The sequence below is a fragment of the Akkermansia sp. genome (assembly GCF_020860705.1).
GTDB lineage: Bacteria > Verrucomicrobiota > Verrucomicrobiia > Verrucomicrobiales > Akkermansiaceae > Akkermansia.
Genome location: NZ_JAJBTT010000010.1, coordinates 1 through 19264 on the forward strand (window position 1 = coordinate 1; position 19264 = coordinate 19264).

The window sequence follows — 19264 nt, forward strand, 5'->3', positions numbered from 1 at the left end:
CTCCCGGTCTTATCCCCCCCCTTGCTTCTGGCCCGGCGGGGCACCGGGGACGGGGGCCGGGGGCGGAGAAGGCGCCCTGCGGATGACGGGAGATTGAAGGGAAGCGTCCGTCTGGTTCATGGCCGTAATGTTCAGCGGATCGCCGTAGGCCAGTATTTCCCGGAGATCGTCCGGAAGGTCTCCGGCGGGAATGGAGGTACTCCCCTGTTCATGCATGATGCGCACGAATTCGTTTTCCACGCGGGTGATTTCCACATTCAGATAGGTTTTTCCGGAATGGGCCGTTTTGAGGATGTCAAACTTGCGGCCGCGGGCCTTGGCCCTGGCGTCCTGGCGGTAGCGTTCAAAGTAGGAGCGGATTTCTCCCCGGATGCCGGCGACGCGCATTTTTTCCTTCTCAATGGATTTCTGCGTTTCATCCAGGTCGGCGGCCGTGTTTTCGAAGATGTCCAGCAGGCCGAGCAGTTGCTCCTTGGGAGCGGTTTTGTTCCGTATCTCCTTGAGCTGTTCCTGTTTTTCCAGGAGCTGGGCATGGTTGGCCTCCAGCGCTTCCCTCGCATCTTTTACCGGATCGGGAAGCTGGGAGAATTTTTCATAAACAATGTATCCGGCCCCAATGACGATGAGGGCGAACAGCCCCAGGCACAGGTTCCAGAAAAGAGCGTCTCCTTTGGCTTTCTTTTCCGCCTCCTCCTGCTGGGCGGATTCTTCTTCCGCCGTATGTTCGGACACGACGTCCAGGGAGGTTTTCAGGCGTTTTTTCGCCGCGGGGGCGGAGGTTTCGCCCTTGTGTTCTTCAGAGCCGTTCAGGTTCTCCTTGGGCGCGAAGCGGGTTTCGTCCCCGGAAGGGAGGAGGGGCTCGTCAGACGATTGTTGCCGGGAAGGTGAGTCAGTCATGGGATGCGTGGGAAGCTGGGGTTAATCTACCGGGTGGGACTGCTTGAAGTCGGCCAGTTTGGCGGCATACGCGTTATACTGGTATTGCAGGGCGTGAAACTCCTGCTTGCGCTGCGCCAGCGTCTTGCGCATGTCTTCAAGGTCAAAGCACAGGTGCTCGAAATCGCGGCGCTTGGAGGGCAGGATGTCAATATCCTTCACCGTGAAGGGTGTGGTGATTTTGCCCGGATTGGAAAGCCGTTTTTGAAGATTGTAATTCACGCGGGCGTCGTGGGATTCCGCCTGGCTGATTTCCTGGTCCAGCTGGGCCAGGGCGTCTTTCATCTGCTGGATTTGCGCCTGAAGCTGCTGGTGTTCCGAGGATGAATTTCCCGTGATGAAGGAGGTAAGGGCTTCATTCGTACCGCTGTCGCACGAGGTGAGGGCCAGCGCAAGGGCCAGCGCCGGACAGGTACGCCTGGTGAATCGCACGATATTGAACATGCCGGGGATTATGAACATTAACGGGGGGGAAAGTCAAACTGTTCATGCGCCCTGCGGAACAATGATTTTTCTCGCATAAAACGCGTATGCGGCTACAATGCCCGCGGCATGATGCAATTATCGGAGATTGGAGGCCATCTGACGGCAAGAACGGGTATTGATGATTTGATGGAGGATTTGTTCAAGGCCCTCCATTCGGGCGATCCCGGCCTGTGCCAATTGAACGGCGGGAGCCCCGCCGTCATTCCGGAAGTGACGGAACTTTGGCGCAGCAGCATGGCGGAGCTGGTGCGGAACGGAAAATTCGATGTGCTTGTGGGCCATTACGCCCATCCGGGCGGGGACCCCGCCTTCATCCGTGCACTGGTCCGTTTTCTTCATGAACGCTGCGGCTGGGATCTGAAGCCGGAGAACGTGGCGATCACCCAGGGCGGCCAGATGGCCTGCTTCACGCTTTTCAACATGCTTGCGGGCCCCTGCCAGGACGGCGGCATGCGTGAAATCCTTTTTCCCCTGTGCCCGGATTATGTGGGCTACCAGTCCCAATCCCTGTGCGGCGGGGTAATGTTCCGGGGCATCCGGCCCGGCATCCGCATGCTGGACGGACACACGTTCAAGTACGTGATTGACTTTGACCGCCTGGACATCCGTCCGGAAACGGCGGCCATCTGCATGTCCCGGCCCACCAATCCCACCGGAAACGTGGTGACGGATGAGGAACTGGACCGCCTGCGGGAAATGGCGGCCCGCGCCGGCGTGCCGCTGATGATTGACAACGCCTACGGCCCCCCGCTGCCCAACATCTGCTTTGTGCCCGTGAAGCCGGCCTGGGATGAAAACATGATCCTGACCATGAGCCTGTCCAAGATCGGACTGCCCGGCACACGCACCGGCATTGTGATTGCGCGGCCGGACATCGTCCGTGCCGTGGTCAGCATGGTGACCACCTCCTCCCTGTGCCCGAACAATCTGGGCCAGGCGCTGGTGACGCCCTATCTGGAGGACGGCACGCTGGAACGCGTCTGCCGTGAAACCCTGACGCCGTTTTACCGCAGCCAGGCGGAATTCGCCCTGTCCCTGCTGCCGGAACTCTTTGGAGAATCCATCCCGTGGCGCGTCCACAAGAGTGAAGGAGCCATGTTCCTGTGGCTGTGGTTTGAAGGGCTTCCCATCACGTGCCAGGAATTGTATGAACGGTGCAAGGCCCGGGGCTGCTTTGTGAATCCCGGCCATCACTTCTTTTTCGCCCTTCCGGAGGAGGGGGAACCCTGGCCTCACCGGCATGAATGCATCCGCATCAGCTTCACCCAGCCGGAGGAACTCCTGCGCAAGGGGCTCTCCATCGTGGCTGAAGAGGTGAAAAAAGCCTATTCCCATTCTTAACCAAATCTGACCCGTATCCATGAACAGCATGACCGGCTTCGGTAGAGCCGTTGCCCAGACAGACCGTTACAACATTCTTGTTGAAATATCCGGAGTAAACCGCAAGCAGACGGAAATTGCCGTCAACGTGCCGCGCAGCTACGCGGAGTGGGACGCTTCCGTGCGTTCCCTTGTGCAGGGGGCCGTATCCCGCGGCCGCGTGGGTGTTTCCGTCTCCGTGGAGCGGCAGGAGGCAGCGGACGGAGCCCTCCAGCTGGATGAAAAGAAACTGGCCTCCCTGGCAGGGCTGCTGAACCGTGCGTCTGGCCTGGCCGGACAGCCGCTGCCCCTGCAGGCGTCCGACTTGCTGCGGCTGGAAATCATCACCTCCGCGGCGGAAACCGCCCTTTCCCCGGAGGAGGCATGGCCCGTGGTGGAAGAGGCGCTCAAGGCCGCCCTGAAAGACTTTACCGCCATGCGTGCGGCGGAAGGCGCCAACCTGAAGGTGGACGTGCTGGGCAAGCTGGCTACGCTGGAACAGTTCCGCCTCAAGATTGCGGAACATGCCCCGTCCGTGCCTGCAAGGCTGCGGGAAGCCATGCTCAAGCGCCTGGCGGAGGCGGACTTGTCCGTTTCTGCGGATGATGAGCGCATCATCCGGGAAGTGGCCCTGTTCGCGGACAAGTGTGATATTTCCGAGGAAATCACGCGCCTTTCCTCCCACTTCGACCAATTCCGCACCTTGTGCGCTTCCTCCGCTCCCGCCGGCAGGCCGCTGGACTTCCTGTGTCAGGAAATCTTTAGGGAATTCAATACCATCGGGTCCAAGGCGAATGATTCCACGCTGTCCCATCTGGTGGTCTCCGCCAAGACGGAGCTGGAAAAAATCAGGGAACAGGTTCAGAACATCGAATAACAGCCATGAAACAGCCATTGGGAACTTTGCTGGTGGTGTCCGGGCCTTCCGGTTCCGGGAAAACGACCTTGTGCCGCCGCGCGACGGAAAACGGGCTGTGTGTGTACAGCATCTCCTGCACGACGCGCCAGCCCCGGCCCGGAGAGGTGAACGGAGTGGATTACCATTTCCTGACTCCGTCCGAATTCACCGCCAGGGTGGAGAAGGGGGACTTTTTGGAATATGCGGAGGTGCACGGCAACCGTTACGGCACGCTGAAGGCGGACATCCTGAATCTTCTGGAACAGGGGAAAAACGTGGTGATGGACATTGACGTGCAGGGGGCGGACCAAGTCCGCACCTGCCGGGACGGAATCCTGCCCCAATGTTATGCGGACGTTTACATTTACGTGCCGCAGGAGGAGCTGAAAAACCGCCTATGCGGACGGCAGACGGACTGTGACGAGGTGATTTCCCTGCGCTTGCGCAATGCCGCACAGGAAGACTCCTGCCTTCCCCGGTACCAGTATTGCCTGGTTTCCTCCGACCGGGAGGCGGACTATGCCGCCTTTTCCGCCCTGCTCAGGTGCCAGTCCATGCGGGTGGGGCTGATGAGGGAGTAACGGCTTTCATGGATGGAAGATGAGGAAACCCTCCGTTCCGTTGAGGGATTTGCGGGATTTTGTCCTTCTTTCTTCAGGGGCATCCCGTGGTAAAAGGGAAGGCGTTTATTTCTCTCCGCTCCGGAGGAATGGTTTGAACAGGAGCCTGATTTCATTGACGGCCAGCCAGGTGATCATGACACAGCTCAGGATCAGCCACCATTTGATGACGGAGTCGGGGACGGGAAAGTCCGGATCGTCAAAGATCAGATGGTTAAACAGGAATAGGATGTTGTACGCTTTCAGGCAGGCATGGATCTGGAGACAGGCAACCACCAGGGAAGCGGAGATAAACAGGGAAAGCGGCAGAACCCGGTGTTGGTTAAGAGCATGCCGGATGCTGTTCTTCAAATGGGGGCCCGGACGTTTGATCCCGGTATTCTTTTGAAGAGTATCCGGCGGAATGGATCTCTTTTCAAGATTAAAGATCCTGAGGATGTTGTCTCTCAGGTAATTCCCGGCGAAGATAACGATCACCATGGGAAGGAGTGGGACAAAAAGAATATCGGAATAGGATTGCCTGTAGTATGCCAGAGTGTAAATGGTGAGTTGAATGAGAAAAAGGGCGATTGCTTGAACGTATAAAAGGATGATGACAATCAGGTTTCTGATATTCTTATGCATTGCTCCATCCCTTTTTTAAGATGATCAGCATTTGAATTGACGGCCTTGACCGGATCAGTGAGTTGAATATTCCTTCAACTTCTGAATGGCAGGCTTAAATCCCTGGGCCGCCGCTTTTTCCCACCATTCCTTTGCCCGCGAAAGATCCCTGGGTACTCCATATCCTTTTTCATAGCATATGGCTACGCTGTATTGTGCCGAGGGATCGCCTTGTTGGGCCGCCTTGGCGTACCATTGAAAGGCCTCCTTGACATTTTGTTCCACTCCTTTTCCTTGCAGGTAACAAATGGCTAGGTTTGCCTGAGCGGCGTCATTTTCCTGTTGGGCCTTTTTAAGGGTTTTCTGAAAAAAGAGCCTGTCTTCCTCCGTTGTTGACCGTACCTCTGCAGTGGGGGGAATGGCGGAGGATGGCGGTTGCGGAACCTGTGAGAATGCCGGGCAGGAAGATATTCCCAAAAGGAGCATGATGTTCCACTGGGTAAAGTATTTTCTTTTTGTAATAGTTCTCCCTGCCTTTTTGTAGCAGTTTTTATGGAAGACAATTGTTTTCATAGTTTTATGCAGTTAGCTACAATATAGATATCATAAGTCTCAGGAATAGCTGGTAAAGTTAAATCGCACAAAACTATTTTGATTTCCTCAGTAGATGGGAGAAAAGTTTTTTCCCGCCATTCCTTTGCTTGGGCTGTATCTACGGACACTTTCCTAACACCTGCCAGGATCAGATTGTATGTCAAGATCTCCTTCCTGTGCTGTGAGGAAAAACATCTGCGCAAGAACGAATCCGGACGGGAAAATTCTGGAAGGTTTTCCCGGGTGAAGATGAGGGCCTTTCAGAGAGCTGCTTTTTCTACTTGAGAGGATACAGCCAGCCGATGGTGCAGGTGAAGATGATCCACAGAAGAATGTTGAGGGGCAGCCCTACTTTTACGAAGTCCTTGAATTTGTAGCCGCCTGCGTTGTACACGTAGGTGTTGGTCTGGTAGCCGATGGGGGTGGAGAAGCTGGCGCTGGCTCCGAACATGACGGCCAGAATGAAGGGGAGGGGGTTGGCATCGAATTGCAGGGCCATTTCATAAGCCAGCGGGCCCATGACGGCGGCCACGGCGTTGTTGGAGATCATTTCCGTCATGATGGAACAGAGCAGGTAGAGTCCGGAAATGGCGACCAGGCAGCCCATGGGGCCTATGTTGTCCACTACGCCGAAGGCGATGGCCTTGGCGAGCCCGGTTTTGCTCATGGCGTCCCCCACGCACAGCATGCCCAGGATCAGGAAAATAATGCCCCAGTCCACGGCCTGGTAGGCTTCCTTGGGCTTGATGCAGCCGGAGATGACGACGATCAGGGCGCCGATGAAAGCCAGGTAGAAGGGATTGAAGCGCGCGAAGAATTTGAAGAATTCCCCGTACTGCTCAAAGGAGCCCAGCAGGCCGATGAAGATGAACAGTCCCATGGCCAGGATGGCCCAGCCCTGTTTGCTGCGGTTGTGCGCTTCCGCAGGACGCTGGCTCAGGGGGATGATGCGCTGCTTGGTCAGGATGCGGTTCATCCCTTCCTGCGGGCCTTCCAGCAGCAGGGTATCCCCAGCGGCCAGCTTGGTGTCCGGTCCCATGTCCGTGATGTTTTTGCCCTGCCTGTGGATGGCAAGCACGAAGATGTTGAACCTCTGGCGCAGTTTGAGTTCAGACAGGGACTGTCCGGCGAATTCGGAGTTGTTGGCAATCATGCCCTCTACGATCTGCACGTCGCGCTGTTCCAAAGTTTCGAGGCCGCGGCTGTCGTCCCAGCCCAGGTCCACTCCTTTGGCCTCCCTGACCTGGTTCACTTTCCTGGCATTGCACAGGAAGAGGATGCGGTCCCCTTCTTCCAGGTTGATGTGCTGCAGCTCCTCCTGCATGGAGAAGCCCCTGCGGCGCACTTCCACAATTTTGATGCCCAGCAGTTCGGACTGCATCAGGCTGAAGGGCGTGGCGCCGATGTGGGGGGAGTCCGCGGGAATTCTGACCTGGAGCAGGAAGTCGCGCTGAATGCCGCCCGGAAGCATGGTGGACAGGGTGGGGCGGACGGGCAGCCACTTGCGGCCCAGCGTCCAGAGGTACAGAAGCCCTACCGCCGCGTAAATCAGCCCCATGGGCGTTACCGTGAACATCTGGATGCCTTCATACCCGAGTTTCTGCACCTGGCCGAGCACGACGACGTTGGTGGAGGTGCCCACGACGGAGCAGGTACCCCCCAGAATGGTGGCGTAGGAGAGGGGGATGAGCAGCTTGGAAGCGGCGATGCCGTGGTCCCGGCAGAAGGCGAGGACGATGGGCATCAGAATGACGACTACAGGGGTATTGTTGACGAAGGGGGAGACCGCGAACGCTCCCAGCGTGATGACCAGCAGGGCGGTCAGCTCCCTGCCTTTGGCGACCTTGTTGAATAGTTTGGAGAGGTCTCCGATCAGCCCCGTCCTTTCCAGGGAGGCGCTCAGGATGAACATGCAGACTACCGTCAGCGGACCGCTGTTGGCAAAGCTGGACAGGACGTCACGGGTGCTCAATATCCCCGTGAGCATGAGGACGGCGGTTCCGGCCAGGGCCGTGATTTCCACGGGCATCCATTCCTTGATGAAGCAGACGAACAGAAGAAGCAGCAGAATGCCTACAATCCATTGCTGGGTGACCGCTGCATCCAGCCAGCCCATGACAGAAGCGGAGTTGATGTTGAGGAGAGAAAGCATGTACGAAAAGACGAATTTACAGGGAAAGGGACCAACTCTCCTACTTTCCCGGCTTCTTTCTGTCAAGCCGCAATAATTTTCCGGAAAGGGTTTGAAAAGGCTCCTGCGCTTTTTTATGGTGGGTGCGCCGCATGGATTCCCCCATAGTAACAAGGTTTGCCCCCAGTCCCACGGGCCGTCTTCATCTGGGCCATGCCCTGGCTGCGTGGGAGGCCCGCTCCCTGGCGGACCGTTTTTCCGGAAGGTGCGTGCTGAGGATGGAGGACATCGACCAGACGCGCTGCCGCCCGGAGTTTGTGGAAGGCATTCTGGAAGACCTGGATTGGCTGGGCATTCGTTTTGACGGCCCCATGATGGTCCAGTCTTCACGTTTCAGCGCTTATGAACACGCCCTCCAGATATTGAAGGACCGCGGGGTGCTGTACCCCTGTTTCTGCACGCGCCGGGAGATTGCGGAGGAGGTGGCTGCCATGGGCGGTGCGCCGCAGGGGGGGAGCGTGGATGTTTATCCGGGCACCTGCCGTTTGCTTGACAAGGGGCGCAGGAAGGAGCTTGTCAAATCCGGCAGGCCTTTTTCATGGCGGCTGGATTGCCGTGCCGCGGCACGGATTACGGGTCCCCTGTTGTGGAAGGACATGCGGTTTGGCGACCAGGTCTGCCGCCCGGAGGAACTGGGGGACGTGATTCTGGGCCGCAAGGATTGCCCGGCCAGCTACCACATTGCCGTGGTGGTGGACGATGCGGCCCAGGGTGTTACCCATGTAAGCCGTGGGGAGGATTTGTTTCCGGTGACCGGCATCCACCGTACGCTCCAGGCGCTGCTGGGGCTTCCCGTGCCGCAGTGGTACCATCATCGTCTGGTCAGGGACGCTTCCGGCAGGAGGCTTGCCAAGAGGGACCGGAGCATGAGTCTTCAGGAGATGCGTGCTGCGGGGATGCGGCCGGAAGACGTCTTCCGCCTGATGCGGGAGAGTTAGAATGGAATGTTCCGCAGGAGAGGCTTGGGGCAGTTTGTCCGGTATTTCTCTTTCGCTCCCACAAAACGCGGGAAGAAGCCGCATGGCTGGTGTGGAAAGGATGGAATGGTTGCTTCTGAGAAGTCAGGAGCCGGTTCCGGCTGGCGCTTGTTTCCCGCGTTTTCCCGTGCAGAGAAGGCATGCGTATGCCGCCGCCAGGGTCAGCAGGAGAAGGGCGCAGAGAGAGATCAGCAGATGCAGGTGACCCAGAGGGATGATCCATGAGGGAGGCATCAGCCCCATGCCCGCCATGACCTGGGGAAGCCAGGTGAAGGATACCAGGGAAAGCAGAATGGCTGCGGTGAATGTCAAGCCTGACGCCAGCGTAAAACGAATTGCCGGAAGAATCGGAAGGAGCGTTTCACGGACGTTTTTTTTCATGGCCCATACTGTTCCGGCGGCCAGGGCAGTAAGGAGGAGCGGGGCCAGCAGGGCTGCGGAAGGAACGTAGTTCACGTATTTCCACGCACAGAGGGGGGATACGGCCACCAGAATGCCGGCGCTTTTAACCAGAAGGCCCCCGTGTGGCGGAGCGGATGCAGTGGCGTGGTCCATTTCCGTTAATCAGGCCAGACGTTGCCGGGCGTGCTGCCCTGGGTGATGACGACTTCCTGCCCTATTTTCAAGGTGAAGTTGGGCGTGACCTCCTGCTGGACTTCCACCAGTTCATTCGTATCCTTGAGCTTGACGCGCACGCGGATCATTTTGGTGGCTTCCACCCTGCCGTCTACAATGGAGCCGGTGGCGGACGCCAGTTTGGAGGTGCCCATGCCGATGATGCCTGGGGTCATGGCTTCCGCCGCGGTGCCCGCCATGTTGGCAAAGGTGCCGTCGTCCGAGGAAGTGAGCACGTTGATTTCCTTGATGCGGACCACGTTGCCCAGCTTGATCGTCGTCACCTTGCCGGTGGCGATTTCCAAGGTGCTTTTTTGAGTGCAGGAGAAGAAAGCCGGGAGAAGAAGAAAAACGGGAATGAATTTGAGCAGATCCATGATACGTACGTTACTACGTTGGGAAAAGGGGGCGTTTTTCAGTGAGCGGGCAAAATGGTGTAGGTAGCCAGGTACAGGAGCAGATGGAGGGAGGCGAGGGCCAGCACCTTGTTCATGCGTTTGTCCGCGGGCGTTTTGCGGATCAGGAGCATCAGGTAGCCGCCGAAGAGGATGGCGGGAATCCACATCCACCACGTATGGGCCAAATTCAGATGAAGAGCCCGGCAGGACGTAGGCAGCGTGATATAGGCCGCCAGGATGAAGGCCTGCGCCATGGCGCGCGCCTTTCCCTCTCCCAGCCGCACGGCCAGCGTCCGTTTGCCCGTGGTGAGGTCTTCCTTTCTGTCCCGGATATTGTTGACGGCTATCATGACGGCGCTCAGGAGGCCGCATTGAATGCCCACGACGATGCCGGCGTTGTACACTGCCAGGGATTCCACGAGCGTGCCGGGAATGACCGGAGCCGTGCCTGCCTGCACCAGGATGGTTCCCAGAACAGCCACCAGGCCGAAGAAGAGAATAACGAAGATTTCCCCCAGTCCCTTGTAAGCCAGCGGCCACGGTCCGCCCGTATACCCGTACGTGAAATAGAGGGAAGGAATGCCGATGGCGACGATGGGCCAGCCGCGCAGTTCAATGAGGGGGAGGGCCAGCAGACAGGCCAGCAGCAGGAATGCGGCTCCTATGAACATCACCGTTCCATGGGAAAGCGCTCCGCTGGCCGTCATGCGTACGGGACCGGTGCGCCGTTCCGTATCGGCGTGCTTGGCATGGTCAATGGCGTCATTGAAGAAGTTGCAGGCAATTTGAAGGCACAGGCAGGAGGCAAATGTCAGAAGGGCCAGGCGCAGGTTCCAGTTTCCCGTCAGTTTTTGCACCACCATGCAGCCTGCCCATACCGGAATCAGGGAGGCGGTGAGCGTCTTGGGACGTGCCGCCAGGAAGGCGGAAGTAATGATGTTCATGAGAGATCGGAAAAGAAGGCGCCGGAATCAGCGGAGGATGGGTTCAAGGCGGCGGAGGGTTTCCTTGATGAGGGAGACGTGCCACTGTCCGGGAGCCGTTTCTTTTTCCCCCAGGTAGCCGTACACCAGGCAGGAACCCAGTTGGGAGTAAAGCAGGCGTGAGACGGGGCCCATGGGTCCCATGCCCATGACGGCGATAGGCCCCTTCGGCTTGGTGAAGAGCTGTACGCCCGTCTGGATGTCCGAGGCAAGGCATGGGGTGAAAGCGAATTTGACGATGTCCGCCTTGTGGGCGCGCGCCCTTTTTTCCAGTTCGCGCAGGTAGTCCACGCCCGGCGTGATTTGGAAGTCATGGGTGGAGCCGATGACGAGGACGTCCCGTTCCCCCGCTTCCATGATCAGTTCCCTGGCGTGGCGCATGGCCTTGATTTCAATGTCAATGGCGGTAGCGTACGGCATGTAGGCCCGGAGCAGGGAGAAGCGTTCTTCTTCCGGAATGCGGCGCAGCCCTCCTTCCTCATGGCAGCGGACGGTGACCAGCAGGGGCATCTCCGGACGGAACTCCATAACCTGCTCTGGCGTGAGTTCCGGGGGAAGAGCGTCCACACGCAGTTCCACCCAGTCGCACTGATCCGTTAAATCCTTTCCTTTCAGCGTTTTCCACAGCTCCCATGAGGTGATGGACGCAACGATTTTCGGCGGATAGGACTGATGTTCACGTACAATCTGCTGCATACATCCTACTATCCCAGCAAAGAAAGGAAGGTCAATCTTCTATTGATGACATTACCCTATTTTGCGGCACGGAAAATGTCAGTTTTTCCAGGGAATATTCCTCTTCTTCCTCCGGTCCGTGTGCACGCTCCGGATACGGTAGCGAACGGAAAGGCGCATGGCGCCGTAGCTGTCCTTCCCTGTTCAGGGGGAAGTCAGTTGCCGGAGAGAACGGGCAGCGGGCGCAGGGATGGTTTTTCCGGGACCGGAAAGTCTCCGGGGACGGAGCGGCGGACCGTTTTTCCAGCCAGCCAGTCCAGAGACCGGAACAGCAGGGTCTGGAATGCGGCGCACTGAATTCCTTTCAGGTTGGGATCTCCGGGCCAGACATGGCCCAGGGTGGAGGTATATACCCTCCCCTTTCCATACTGGACCGTCCACTCCACCGGAAAGTTGAGACCCGTAAGCGGGTCCCGTGCATAGGAGAGCACCTGGACGTGTTCTGCCGGACCGCGGACGTAGCGGTATACCTCAATGTCAGCGGTTTTCCACCGGCGCGGCAATCCTGCATGGATGGGGTGGTCTCCCAGGCGTGTCACCAGTGCATCTATGCGGTTTCCGTGGGAGGTGTGGCCGCCTTCGCCCGGAGGCAGCCGGAGAATGGTTTCATCATCCGTGACGACCAGGGATGTCCCGTAATCCTTGGGCCTCCATCCCAGTCCGATCATCCGGTTGTATTCCGGCCACCGGGGGAAGGCGTTGTTGGCGGAATGGAAGGCCAGCATGCCTCCCCCTTCCATGAGGTATTGTTCCAGGCCCTTTTTTGCCACGGCGCTCCATTCGGGGCCTCCCGTTCCGCCGTTGGTGTTCTGGATGACGACGTCATAGTTTTTGAAATCCGGGTTCCAGGCCTCCCGTTCCGCCGCCGGGGCATTCGCCGGGAAGGTGCTGACATACACGGAATAGCCCCCTTCATTTTCCAGCAGGATCTTAAGGCAGGCGGTGGTACGCTGCCAGTCGTGGTTGGAGAAGCCGTCCACGATCAGAATGCGCGTCTTCTCCCCCCGTGCCGTAGCGCAGGCCGCCAGCAGGAGCATGCAGAAGACCATGTAAAAGTGCTTCCAATTCATCCGGCCAATGTATCCGGTATGCCGGTAAAGTCAAATTTCCGTTTCAAGGACGGAATTCTTTATCAGGAGAGCGGCCGTTTTTCAGGAATGCGCAGACATTCTTTTACTGGCCCGCGTGGATATTGGAAGCATGGCCGCTTGTCCATGCACCGGTAAAAAAAGCCCCGGACCGTTTTGCGGTCCGGGGCGCCTCCCCTCAGGGCTGAGGGAAGAGGTTCCTTGTTTTGAGGGGATTAGCTGGCCCCTTCGTCACACAGGATTTTAACGAAGCCTTCCTCCTGGAGACGGGTGGCTCCACAGGCGAATTTGGCCCGGATCTGGAGGGCTTCCTCCATGTCGTCGCGTACGGAAAGCTTCACTTTGAAGTCGTTCCAGATGCCGAACTGGGCCTTGCTCTTCACCCAGGCCAGGCAGGAACGGGTGCCGTCCTCCGTCTTGGGAAGCCGCTGGGTGCGGATGAATTTGAAGCCCATGAAGGTGTCCAGCTTGCCTTCCACCAGGGCTTTTACGTTGTTGAAGTCATAACTGCTGACTTCCGTTTCCCTCAGCAGGCTCATGATCTGGGAACTGGTTACCGCAATGACGAGCTGGTCGCCAAACTGGGGGGCGTCCTGGTTCCAGGCTTCATTTTCCTCAAAGAGCTGGAGGGCCGCGCGCAGTTTGGCCACGGTGAGGTTGCTGGAACTCTTGGTGCCGCTGTCCACGTGGTCCACGGCGATCTGCTGGCTTTCCTTGAACGGAACGGCGGTCATGCCGTCCTCTCCCACGTAATTCGTGTCCAGGAAGCCGGAGATCATCACGTCGTCCATGCGGCGGCCTGCGGCGGCCTGGAGCCCTTCAATCGTCTTGCTGACGGGAAGGTCCATGTCTCCCAGGTTGGTGGCGTCGAATTCATCATAGCCAATGGCCTTGGTGAAGGTGCGCGGACGCATGGAACGGCGCGTAGTGGGGGCCTCGTTCAGAACGGTCTGGCCTACGCGGGTTGTTTTTTCCGTGAAGTCCAGAACGCCGAATTGGTCCAGGAAGACCACCTTGCCGCTCAAGTCGCGCATGACGCTGACGTACTTGTCCAGCCGGGAGGCGTGCTGCTGGAGCAGGGTGCCCCATTTTCTGGTGTATTTTACCTGATAGTTGTCGCTGATTGTTACTGCCATGATTGCAAATGTAATGATGTTTGAATGCGGGAACGGCAACTCGGATTATCGGGTCCGGCGTAACCGGAACGGTCCTGCCGCGGTGGGATGCGGCCGTGTCCCTTCCGGGATTGCGTGGCCGGGCCCGTCCAGCGACAACGGGTATGGACCACATGGAAAAAAAGCGCACCACGGCGGAACCGTGATGCGCTGGGCAAAAAGAATGAAAGGGTCGGCCTTCCTGCTGTCAGAGAATGATCGGATGCGGGCGCGTGGCGTGATCCGGACCGAAGAGGGCCAGCATGCGGCCCGTCTGCCCTTTTTCCATGCGGTAGGAGTAAAAGCGCTTGGTATCCGCCGCCGTATCCAGGCCGGAATCATGAATCTGTTCTTCCGGCACCCCTTCCTCAATGAGCTGGGTTTTGATGGCTGTCGGAATGTCTTCCTCATAATGGGGGGGACGGATGCAGGGGGAAATGACGGCAATCAGGTTGGCGGGGTCCACACCCAGGCATTTCTTCATGGACTTGATGGTGTTGGCCACGATGTTGCCGGCCGTTCCCGCCTTGCCTGAATGAATCAGGGAGCGGTGGCAGTTTTCCTTGTCGTACAGCCAGACGGCGGCGCAGTCCGCCACGTAGATGGCGAGCACGCAGTCGGAAACCCCGGAGCAGATCAGGCTGTCTACGCCTTCCACGGGGTAATTGGAGCCAATGTCCCCCACCAGAGCCACCCTGGTGCCGTGCACCTGTTCGGCGCGGCGCAGGTCTTTCCACCGCCACCCCAGAGCTTCCACTTCCGCCCTGTGGTATGGTTCCAGCCGTTCCAGTACGGTTTCACGGTCTCCCGCTACGTCTACTCCCGGGATTCTTTCAATGAATTGGACGATTTCACCAGGATAGGACTGGATGGGCTTCAAGAATGCAGGCGTTTCCATAATTGATGGATCAATAGATGTCGTTGGGCACATCTTGTCGTTTTGTATTACCTAGTCGAGCAAAATCTGGCGCAAAATGTCACGGATGCCGCCCGGTGACTGAGAAAAGGTTTTTTTCCGTGTTTCCGGAGTGATATGAGCAACTCATGATGCGCAGACGCTCTTTACTTTCCTCTTTTTTAGCCGGGGCGGCCGTCGCTGCCCTTTCCCTGGCTCCTTCATTCTCCCAGCAGGCGGCTCCGGATGCCGGGCAGCTGCTGAAAAAGGTACGCCAGGGGGCGACTCTCCAGGAGAACAAGGATGTGAAGGGGCAGATACGCAGGCGCAGCGTGAAGGTGCCTTTTTCCATGAGCCTGCGCGGCAGCCTGATTGCCTTCCAGTACCAGCTTAATAATGTCTGGAACAGGTTTGACCTGAAGTTCAGGGACCGCGGTCAGGAAATCCTTTCATGGAAGGACGGAAAATCCGGCGTTCTGCCGGTCTCCCAGTACGCGGTTCCCATTGCGGGGACGGACGTAACGTATGAAGACCTTTCCATGCGCTACCTGTATTGGCCCGGCGCCAAAATCGTCCGGGACGATGCGGCGAGCACGGTGAAGGGCCGGGATTGCTGGATTGTCCAGATTCCGAATCCGAATCCCAAGGTAGGGCAGTATGCCTGGGTGCGCGTCTGGATTGACAAGGAAAACGGCGCCATGTGGCAGGTGGACGGCATTGACGGCCGTGGGGAACTGGCCAAGCGTTTCATGATTGATTCCGTGATGAAGCTGAAAGACGGCTCCTGGTTTTTCAAACGGATGAAGGTGGAAGTGCGGGACCCTTCCAATCCCCGCAGGACGGTATCCGTCAGCTATATTGACATGGATAGTCCGGAATAATTCCTCTCCGTCTCCCGTTGCGTTTTCCACGGCAGCCGTACCTTGGAAGGGCGGCAGGACCCTCTTCTTTTTCATGCCGCACAGATGGATGATTTAGGGCGTGACAAGAGGGTGGTATGAGCGTACATCGTGCAAAAACCTGTTATGAAGAAACGTTTATTCCTCACATGCGCCCTGGCGTTTGGGCTGTCCGCCTGTTCCCAGCATCAGGATCAGCCGGTGCAGCCTGGCGCTCCGGTGAAGGCCTCCCTTTCCCCGGTGACCGCTCCAGGGAAAAAGCCGGACCGTCCCGCCGTGAAACTGCCCTCCAAGTCCGTGCCGGTGCAGTCCGTGAGCCCGTCCTATAATGACGCTCCCCTTTCCCCTCGTACTCCTGGAGTTACGGTAAACCGCGTGGCGGTCCCGGACAAGGTGGTGGCCCTCACCTTTGACGACGGCCCCCACGGAACGCTGACTCCCAAGGTGCTGGACATCCTCCGCGCCAACAACGTGAAGGGAACTTTCTTCATGCAGGGCTGCAACGTGAAGGCCCATCCCCAGGTGGTGCGCCGCATGGTCAATGAAGGCCATGAAGTAGGCAACCATACGTGGAATCACATTTACCTGAGCAAGGTTCCCCGTGAAAAGGCGGAAGCCCAGCTCCAGAGCACCAATGAGGCCATCCGCAACGCCTGCGGCATTATTCCCGTGGTCATGCGCCCCCCCGGCGGCTACACGAACGCCGGCGTAGCTTCCTGGGCCCGCCAGCGCTTCGGGTTCACCACCATCATGTGGGATGTGGACACGAATGACTGGCGCAAGCCCGGTTCCTCCGTGGTGGCCGCCCGCGCGGTGAATGGCGCCAAGCCCGGTTCCATCATTCTGGTGCATGACATCCATGCCTCCACGGTAGCGGCTATTGACGCCATTGTGAAGGGACTGAAAAACCGCGGCTATGAGCTGGTGACCGTTTCCGAACTCATCCGGCGCGGCCGCGCCGCCGCCGGACACGTGCCTTCCATGCCGGCCGCTCCCGCCATTCCGGATTCATCCCCCCTTCCTGCTCCGGTGATCATTACTCCCGTGGCGCCCGCTCCAGTTCCCGCAGAAACGGTGGCCGGCAGGTAGCCCCCGGCGGTTCCGGTTTCCCTTTTAACCCGGTTTCCCTGTGGAAACCGGGTTTTTCATGTCCGTGGTGCGCCATGCTTCCGGCGTTCCGCCGGGTGAGCCTTCCTCTTAACGGGTACACGCACAGAAGGCTTGACCTGCTGGTGAATTTCTCCACAATCCCTTGCCGTATTACTCACACTCAATCCGGATTGAAATGTCTATGAATCTCCTGGCATCTGCCGAAACTCTCCCCGCGGCTGGCGGAATGCCCGCTTTTCTCGCGTCTATTTACGATCTCTTCAACAATCCTCTCTTCATTTTCATAGGCGGCCTGATATTGCTGGGCGTATTTTTCTGGTACCTGGGTTCAGAGCAGGACAAGGTCAAGCGCAACGCCGGCACGATTTTCATTATCGGCATTGCCTCCTTTTCTCTTTTCTCCCTGTTCCAGCAGGGCTTGAAGTACGGCATTGACATTGCGGGGGGCGTTTCCTTCACGCTGAGCGTGGAGCCGAACATCGGGGATGACGGCAAGCCTATTCCCCTGACGGACCAGGCCATGGAGCAGGCGTGCGTTATTCTGACGGACCGCCTCAACAGCACCGGCGCCAATGACGTCATCATCCGTCCGAAGAAGAAGGATGACCTGAACCTCATTGAAGTGCAGATTCCCGCCGCGGACCCCGCCAAGAGGGAAGAAACCAAGGCCATTCTGACGAAGGTTGCCAAGCTGCAGATTCTCCCCGTCCATCCGCGCAACAATGAACTGGTGGCGGAAGGCCGCATCCGCGTTCCCGGCTACAGGCTGTATGAATACACCTTCAAGAATGGCAAAAACGAGGACGTCACGGAAAAAATCTTCCTGGAAAAACGTGAATCCCTGACGGGTAAGGACATCGTCCGCGCCGGGGTGGACCTGGCCCGTCCCGGCCATGTCAACGTCACCCTGAGCAATGAAGGTGCGGACAAGATGTACAACCTGACTTCCCGCATGCAGCTGGGCCACGACCGCATGGCCATTGTGCTGGATGACGTGGTCAAGAGCGCCCCCACGGTCCAGGCCATTCTTTCAAAAAGCTTTGAAATCAGCGGTCTGGATGCTCCCGGCGAAGCGGAAGCCCTGACGAAGGTGCTTTCCAACCCCCTGACCAACAAGCTCAACTTTGAATCCGCCAGTGAAATTTCCGCCTCCTTGGGCCATACGGCCCTGCTCCAAGGGGAATACGCCGGCATCACGGGGTTGATTCTCTGCTTCATTATGATGATCATCTACTACCGCTTTGCGGGTCTGGTGGCTATCATGGGCTTGACGATCAATGCCCTGCTTCTTCTGGGGGCCATGTCCATCTTCGGGTTTGAACTGACGCTGCCGGGTATTGCCGGTATTGTGCTGACCCTGGGCGTGGCGGTGGATGCCAACGTGCTCATCTATGAACGCCTGCGGGAAGAAAAGGAAGCGGGTCGCCCCTTCCGCGTGGCTATCCGCAACTCCTTTGACAAAGCTTTCTCCGCCATTTTTGACTCCAACATCACCTCCCTCATCACGGCCGTCATCCTGTATTGGATGGCCACCGGCACCATCAAGGGCTTTGCCGTCACGCTGACGGTGGGCGTCATCACCTCCATGATCGGGGCGATTCTCGTCACCCGCGTCCTGTTCTACTGGGCGGATACCATCGGCATGATGAAGGACCTCAAATTCCTGAACCTCTTCAAGAAGAAGAGCAACTTCAACTTCATGGGCCAGAAGGGCTGGTCCTGCTCCCTGTCCGCCATCCTGCTGGTGGTCTGCATTGTAGTGGGTGCGATGAAGGGCAAGGACTGCCTGGGCATGGACTTCACCGGCGGTTCCTCCATCTCCTACCTGGTGAACAAGGGCGACGTTTCTTTCAAGGAAGCCGAGCAGGTTGTCAACAAGCTGTCTCTGACCCAGAAGGCCACGGTGCAGGAAGTGGCTGAATCCACGGACAGCAGCAAGGTAAACATCCTGGTCAACTTCTCCGACAATGCCCAGGACAAGGAGGCTATCACCACGGCGCTGAACAAGGCATTCCCCGTGCTGGAAAAGGCCCCGTTCAGTGAAGAAACCATCGGGCAGTCCATGGGGTACGATACGCTCATCACTTCCGCATGGGCCTTGTTCTTCGGTATTCTGGGTATCATGATTTATCTGACAGTGCGGTTTGAATGGACCTTCGCCATTGGTGCAGTCATCGCCCTGACGCATGACGTTCTCTTGGTGCTGGGGCTGGTGATCATCAGCGGTACGGAGTTGAACGTCATCCACATCGGCGCGTTGCTGACGGTGGCCGGTTATTCCATCAATGACAAGATTATCGTGTTTGACCGTATTCGCGAATTCCTCCGATTCTCGGATCCGAATGAGAGTGCGGACCAGATCATGAATGAGGCCATCAACCAGACGCTTTCCCGTACCATTCTGACCTCCCTTTCCACGCTGGCCGTTCTTGTGTGTCTGTACTTCTTCGGCGGGCCTTCCATGGAAGACTTTGCCTGGACGATTTCCGCAGGTATTCTGATTGGTACGTATTCCTCCATCTTCATCGCTTCTCCGGCAGCTCTTATCTTCTCCAGAAAGCACGGGCTGCATGAGGAAGTCAAGCAGGCCATGAAGGCCGGAGCCTGATTCGCTGGAAGGGAGTGAGTTTATTGAGTTTGACCGGGGGAGGTAGCATGCCTCTCCCGGTTTGTGTTTTTTGGGGATGATGTTCAGGGGGTGATAGGGGTGATAGGGGTGATAG

General features: G+C 57.9%; 19 protein-coding genes. 7 read left to right on the top strand and 12 right to left on the bottom strand.

The window, feature by feature from the left end:
• Positions 1-9: 9 nt before the first annotated feature.
• The gene (locus tag LIO64_RS02185) at positions 10-897 is read right to left on the bottom strand and encodes a hypothetical protein (protein WP_290547815.1); all 888 of its coding nucleotides are present in this window, start codon (positions 895-897) and stop codon (positions 10-12) included.
• 21 nt (positions 898-918) lie between these two features.
• Positions 919-1398: a hypothetical protein gene (locus LIO64_RS02190; RefSeq protein ID WP_290547816.1), complete on the bottom strand. Its 480-nt coding sequence runs from the start codon at positions 1396-1398 to the stop codon at positions 919-921.
• Positions 1399-1488: 90 nt separating this feature from the next.
• On the opposite strand from LIO64_RS02190, the gene LIO64_RS02195 reads away from it, so the two are divergent.
• Genes LIO64_RS02195 through gmk form a run of 3 tightly spaced genes read left to right on the top strand, consistent with a single transcriptional unit; the run spans position 1489 to position 4260 of the window.
• Positions 1489-2763, top strand: coding sequence for a valine--pyruvate transaminase (locus tag LIO64_RS02195; RefSeq protein WP_290547817.1), 1275 nt, complete (start codon positions 1489-1491; stop codon positions 2761-2763).
• 19 nt (positions 2764-2782) lie between these two features.
• On the top strand, positions 2783-3658 hold the full coding sequence (locus tag LIO64_RS02200) for a YicC/YloC family endoribonuclease (RefSeq protein ID WP_290547818.1): 876 nt from the start codon (positions 2783-2785) through the stop codon (positions 3656-3658).
• A gap of 5 nt (positions 3659-3663) precedes the next feature.
• Positions 3664-4260: a guanylate kinase gene (gene gmk, locus LIO64_RS02205; protein ID WP_290547819.1), complete on the top strand. Its 597-nt coding sequence runs from the start codon at positions 3664-3666 to the stop codon at positions 4258-4260.
• A 105-nt stretch (positions 4261-4365) separates the two neighbouring features.
• Here the strand turns inward: gmk and LIO64_RS02210 are convergent, their stop codons facing one another.
• The 3 genes from LIO64_RS02210 to LIO64_RS02220 form a co-directional block, all read right to left on the bottom strand.
• Complete coding sequence (locus LIO64_RS02210; protein ID WP_290547820.1) at positions 4366-4923, bottom strand: hypothetical protein; 558 nt, start codon at positions 4921-4923, stop codon at positions 4366-4368.
• Positions 4924-4977: 54 nt separating this feature from the next.
• Positions 4978-5475 (bottom strand): tetratricopeptide repeat protein, encoded by a 498-nt coding sequence (locus LIO64_RS02215; protein ID WP_290547821.1) that lies wholly within the window; start codon positions 5473-5475, stop codon positions 4978-4980.
• 298 nt (positions 5476-5773) lie between these two features.
• The gene (locus tag LIO64_RS02220) at positions 5774-7648 is read right to left on the bottom strand and encodes an SLC13 family permease (RefSeq protein ID WP_290547822.1); all 1875 of its coding nucleotides are present in this window, start codon (positions 7646-7648) and stop codon (positions 5774-5776) included.
• Positions 7649-7779: 131 nt separating this feature from the next.
• Between LIO64_RS02220 and gluQRS the strand changes: the two genes are divergently transcribed.
• A complete protein-coding gene (gluQRS, locus tag LIO64_RS02225) occupies positions 7780-8625 on the top strand; it encodes a tRNA glutamyl-Q(34) synthetase GluQRS (RefSeq protein ID WP_290547823.1) in 846 nt (281 codons plus the stop codon).
• 123 nt (positions 8626-8748) lie between these two features.
• Here the strand turns inward: gluQRS and LIO64_RS02230 are convergent, their stop codons facing one another.
• The 7 genes from LIO64_RS02230 to LIO64_RS02260 all read right to left on the bottom strand — a co-directional run bounded on the left by LIO64_RS02230 (position 8749) and on the right by LIO64_RS02260 (position 14535).
• A complete protein-coding gene (locus LIO64_RS02230) occupies positions 8749-9219 on the bottom strand; it encodes a hypothetical protein (protein ID WP_290547824.1) in 471 nt (156 codons plus the stop codon).
• A gap of 5 nt (positions 9220-9224) precedes the next feature.
• On the bottom strand, positions 9225-9656 hold the full coding sequence (locus tag LIO64_RS02235; protein ID WP_290547825.1) for a hypothetical protein: 432 nt from the start codon (positions 9654-9656) through the stop codon (positions 9225-9227).
• Positions 9657-9694: 38 nt separating this feature from the next.
• Entirely contained in the window at positions 9695-10621 is a 927-nt protein-coding gene (gene menA / locus LIO64_RS02240) for a 1,4-dihydroxy-2-naphthoate octaprenyltransferase (RefSeq protein WP_290547826.1), read from the bottom strand.
• Between the two features lie 27 nt (positions 10622-10648).
• On the bottom strand, positions 10649-11356 hold the full coding sequence (locus LIO64_RS02245; protein WP_290547827.1) for a type I 3-dehydroquinate dehydratase: 708 nt from the start codon (positions 11354-11356) through the stop codon (positions 10649-10651).
• Between the two features lie 194 nt (positions 11357-11550).
• A complete protein-coding gene (locus LIO64_RS02250) occupies positions 11551-12465 on the bottom strand; it encodes a ThuA domain-containing protein (RefSeq protein WP_290547828.1) in 915 nt (304 codons plus the stop codon).
• 233 nt (positions 12466-12698) lie between these two features.
• Entirely contained in the window at positions 12699-13619 is a 921-nt protein-coding gene (locus LIO64_RS02255; protein ID WP_290547829.1) for a phage capsid protein, read from the bottom strand.
• A 226-nt stretch (positions 13620-13845) separates the two neighbouring features.
• Positions 13846-14535, bottom strand: a complete 690-nt coding sequence (locus LIO64_RS02260; protein WP_290547830.1) for a polyphenol oxidase family protein — start codon at positions 14533-14535, stop codon at positions 13846-13848.
• Positions 14536-14681: 146 nt separating this feature from the next.
• Here LIO64_RS02260 and LIO64_RS02265 point away from each other — a divergent pair, with 146 nt between their 5' ends.
• From LIO64_RS02265 to secD, 3 genes are all read left to right on the top strand, one after another.
• Positions 14682-15413, top strand: a complete 732-nt coding sequence (locus tag LIO64_RS02265; protein WP_290547831.1) for an outer membrane lipoprotein-sorting protein — start codon at positions 14682-14684, stop codon at positions 15411-15413.
• A gap of 144 nt (positions 15414-15557) precedes the next feature.
• Entirely contained in the window at positions 15558-16520 is a 963-nt protein-coding gene (locus LIO64_RS02270) for a polysaccharide deacetylase family protein (protein WP_290547832.1), read from the top strand.
• A 247-nt stretch (positions 16521-16767) separates the two neighbouring features.
• Complete coding sequence (gene secD, locus LIO64_RS02275) at positions 16768-19149, top strand: protein translocase subunit SecD (protein ID WP_290547833.1); 2382 nt, start codon at positions 16768-16770, stop codon at positions 19147-19149.
• The last annotated feature ends 115 nt before the right edge of the window (positions 19150-19264 follow it).

Coding starts and splice junctions, on each gene's coding strand:
- LIO64_RS02185 (WP_290547815.1), bottom strand. CDS start 897: ATGACTGACTCACCTTCCCGGCAACAATCGTCTGACGAGCCCCTCCTC.
- LIO64_RS02190 (WP_290547816.1), bottom strand. CDS start 1,398: ATGTTCATAATCCCCGGCATGTTCAATATCGTGCGATTCACCAGGCGT.
- LIO64_RS02195 (WP_290547817.1), top strand. CDS start 1,489: ATGATGCAATTATCGGAGATTGGAGGCCATCTGACGGCAAGAACGGGT.
- LIO64_RS02200 (WP_290547818.1), top strand. CDS start 2,783: ATGAACAGCATGACCGGCTTCGGTAGAGCCGTTGCCCAGACAGACCGT.
- gmk (WP_290547819.1), top strand. CDS start 3,664: ATGAAACAGCCATTGGGAACTTTGCTGGTGGTGTCCGGGCCTTCCGGT.
- LIO64_RS02210 (WP_290547820.1), bottom strand. CDS start 4,923: ATGCATAAGAATATCAGAAACCTGATTGTCATCATCCTTTTATACGTT.
- LIO64_RS02215 (WP_290547821.1), bottom strand. CDS start 5,475: ATGAAAACAATTGTCTTCCATAAAAACTGCTACAAAAAGGCAGGGAGA.
- LIO64_RS02220 (WP_290547822.1), bottom strand. CDS start 7,648: ATGCTTTCTCTCCTCAACATCAACTCCGCTTCTGTCATGGGCTGGCTG.
- gluQRS (WP_290547823.1), top strand. CDS start 7,780: ATGGATTCCCCCATAGTAACAAGGTTTGCCCCCAGTCCCACGGGCCGT.
- LIO64_RS02230 (WP_290547824.1), bottom strand. CDS start 9,219: ATGGACCACGCCACTGCATCCGCTCCGCCACACGGGGGCCTTCTGGTT.
- LIO64_RS02235 (WP_290547825.1), bottom strand. CDS start 9,656: ATGGATCTGCTCAAATTCATTCCCGTTTTTCTTCTTCTCCCGGCTTTC.
- menA (WP_290547826.1), bottom strand. CDS start 10,621: ATGAACATCATTACTTCCGCCTTCCTGGCGGCACGTCCCAAGACGCTC.
- LIO64_RS02245 (WP_290547827.1), bottom strand. CDS start 11,356: ATGCAGCAGATTGTACGTGAACATCAGTCCTATCCGCCGAAAATCGTT.
- LIO64_RS02250 (WP_290547828.1), bottom strand. CDS start 12,465: ATGAATTGGAAGCACTTTTACATGGTCTTCTGCATGCTCCTGCTGGCG.
- LIO64_RS02255 (WP_290547829.1), bottom strand. CDS start 13,619: ATGGCAGTAACAATCAGCGACAACTATCAGGTAAAATACACCAGAAAA.
- LIO64_RS02260 (WP_290547830.1), bottom strand. CDS start 14,535: ATGGAAACGCCTGCATTCTTGAAGCCCATCCAGTCCTATCCTGGTGAA.
- LIO64_RS02265 (WP_290547831.1), top strand. CDS start 14,682: ATGATGCGCAGACGCTCTTTACTTTCCTCTTTTTTAGCCGGGGCGGCC.
- LIO64_RS02270 (WP_290547832.1), top strand. CDS start 15,558: ATGAAGAAACGTTTATTCCTCACATGCGCCCTGGCGTTTGGGCTGTCC.
- secD (WP_290547833.1), top strand. CDS start 16,768: ATGCCCGCTTTTCTCGCGTCTATTTACGATCTCTTCAACAATCCTCTC.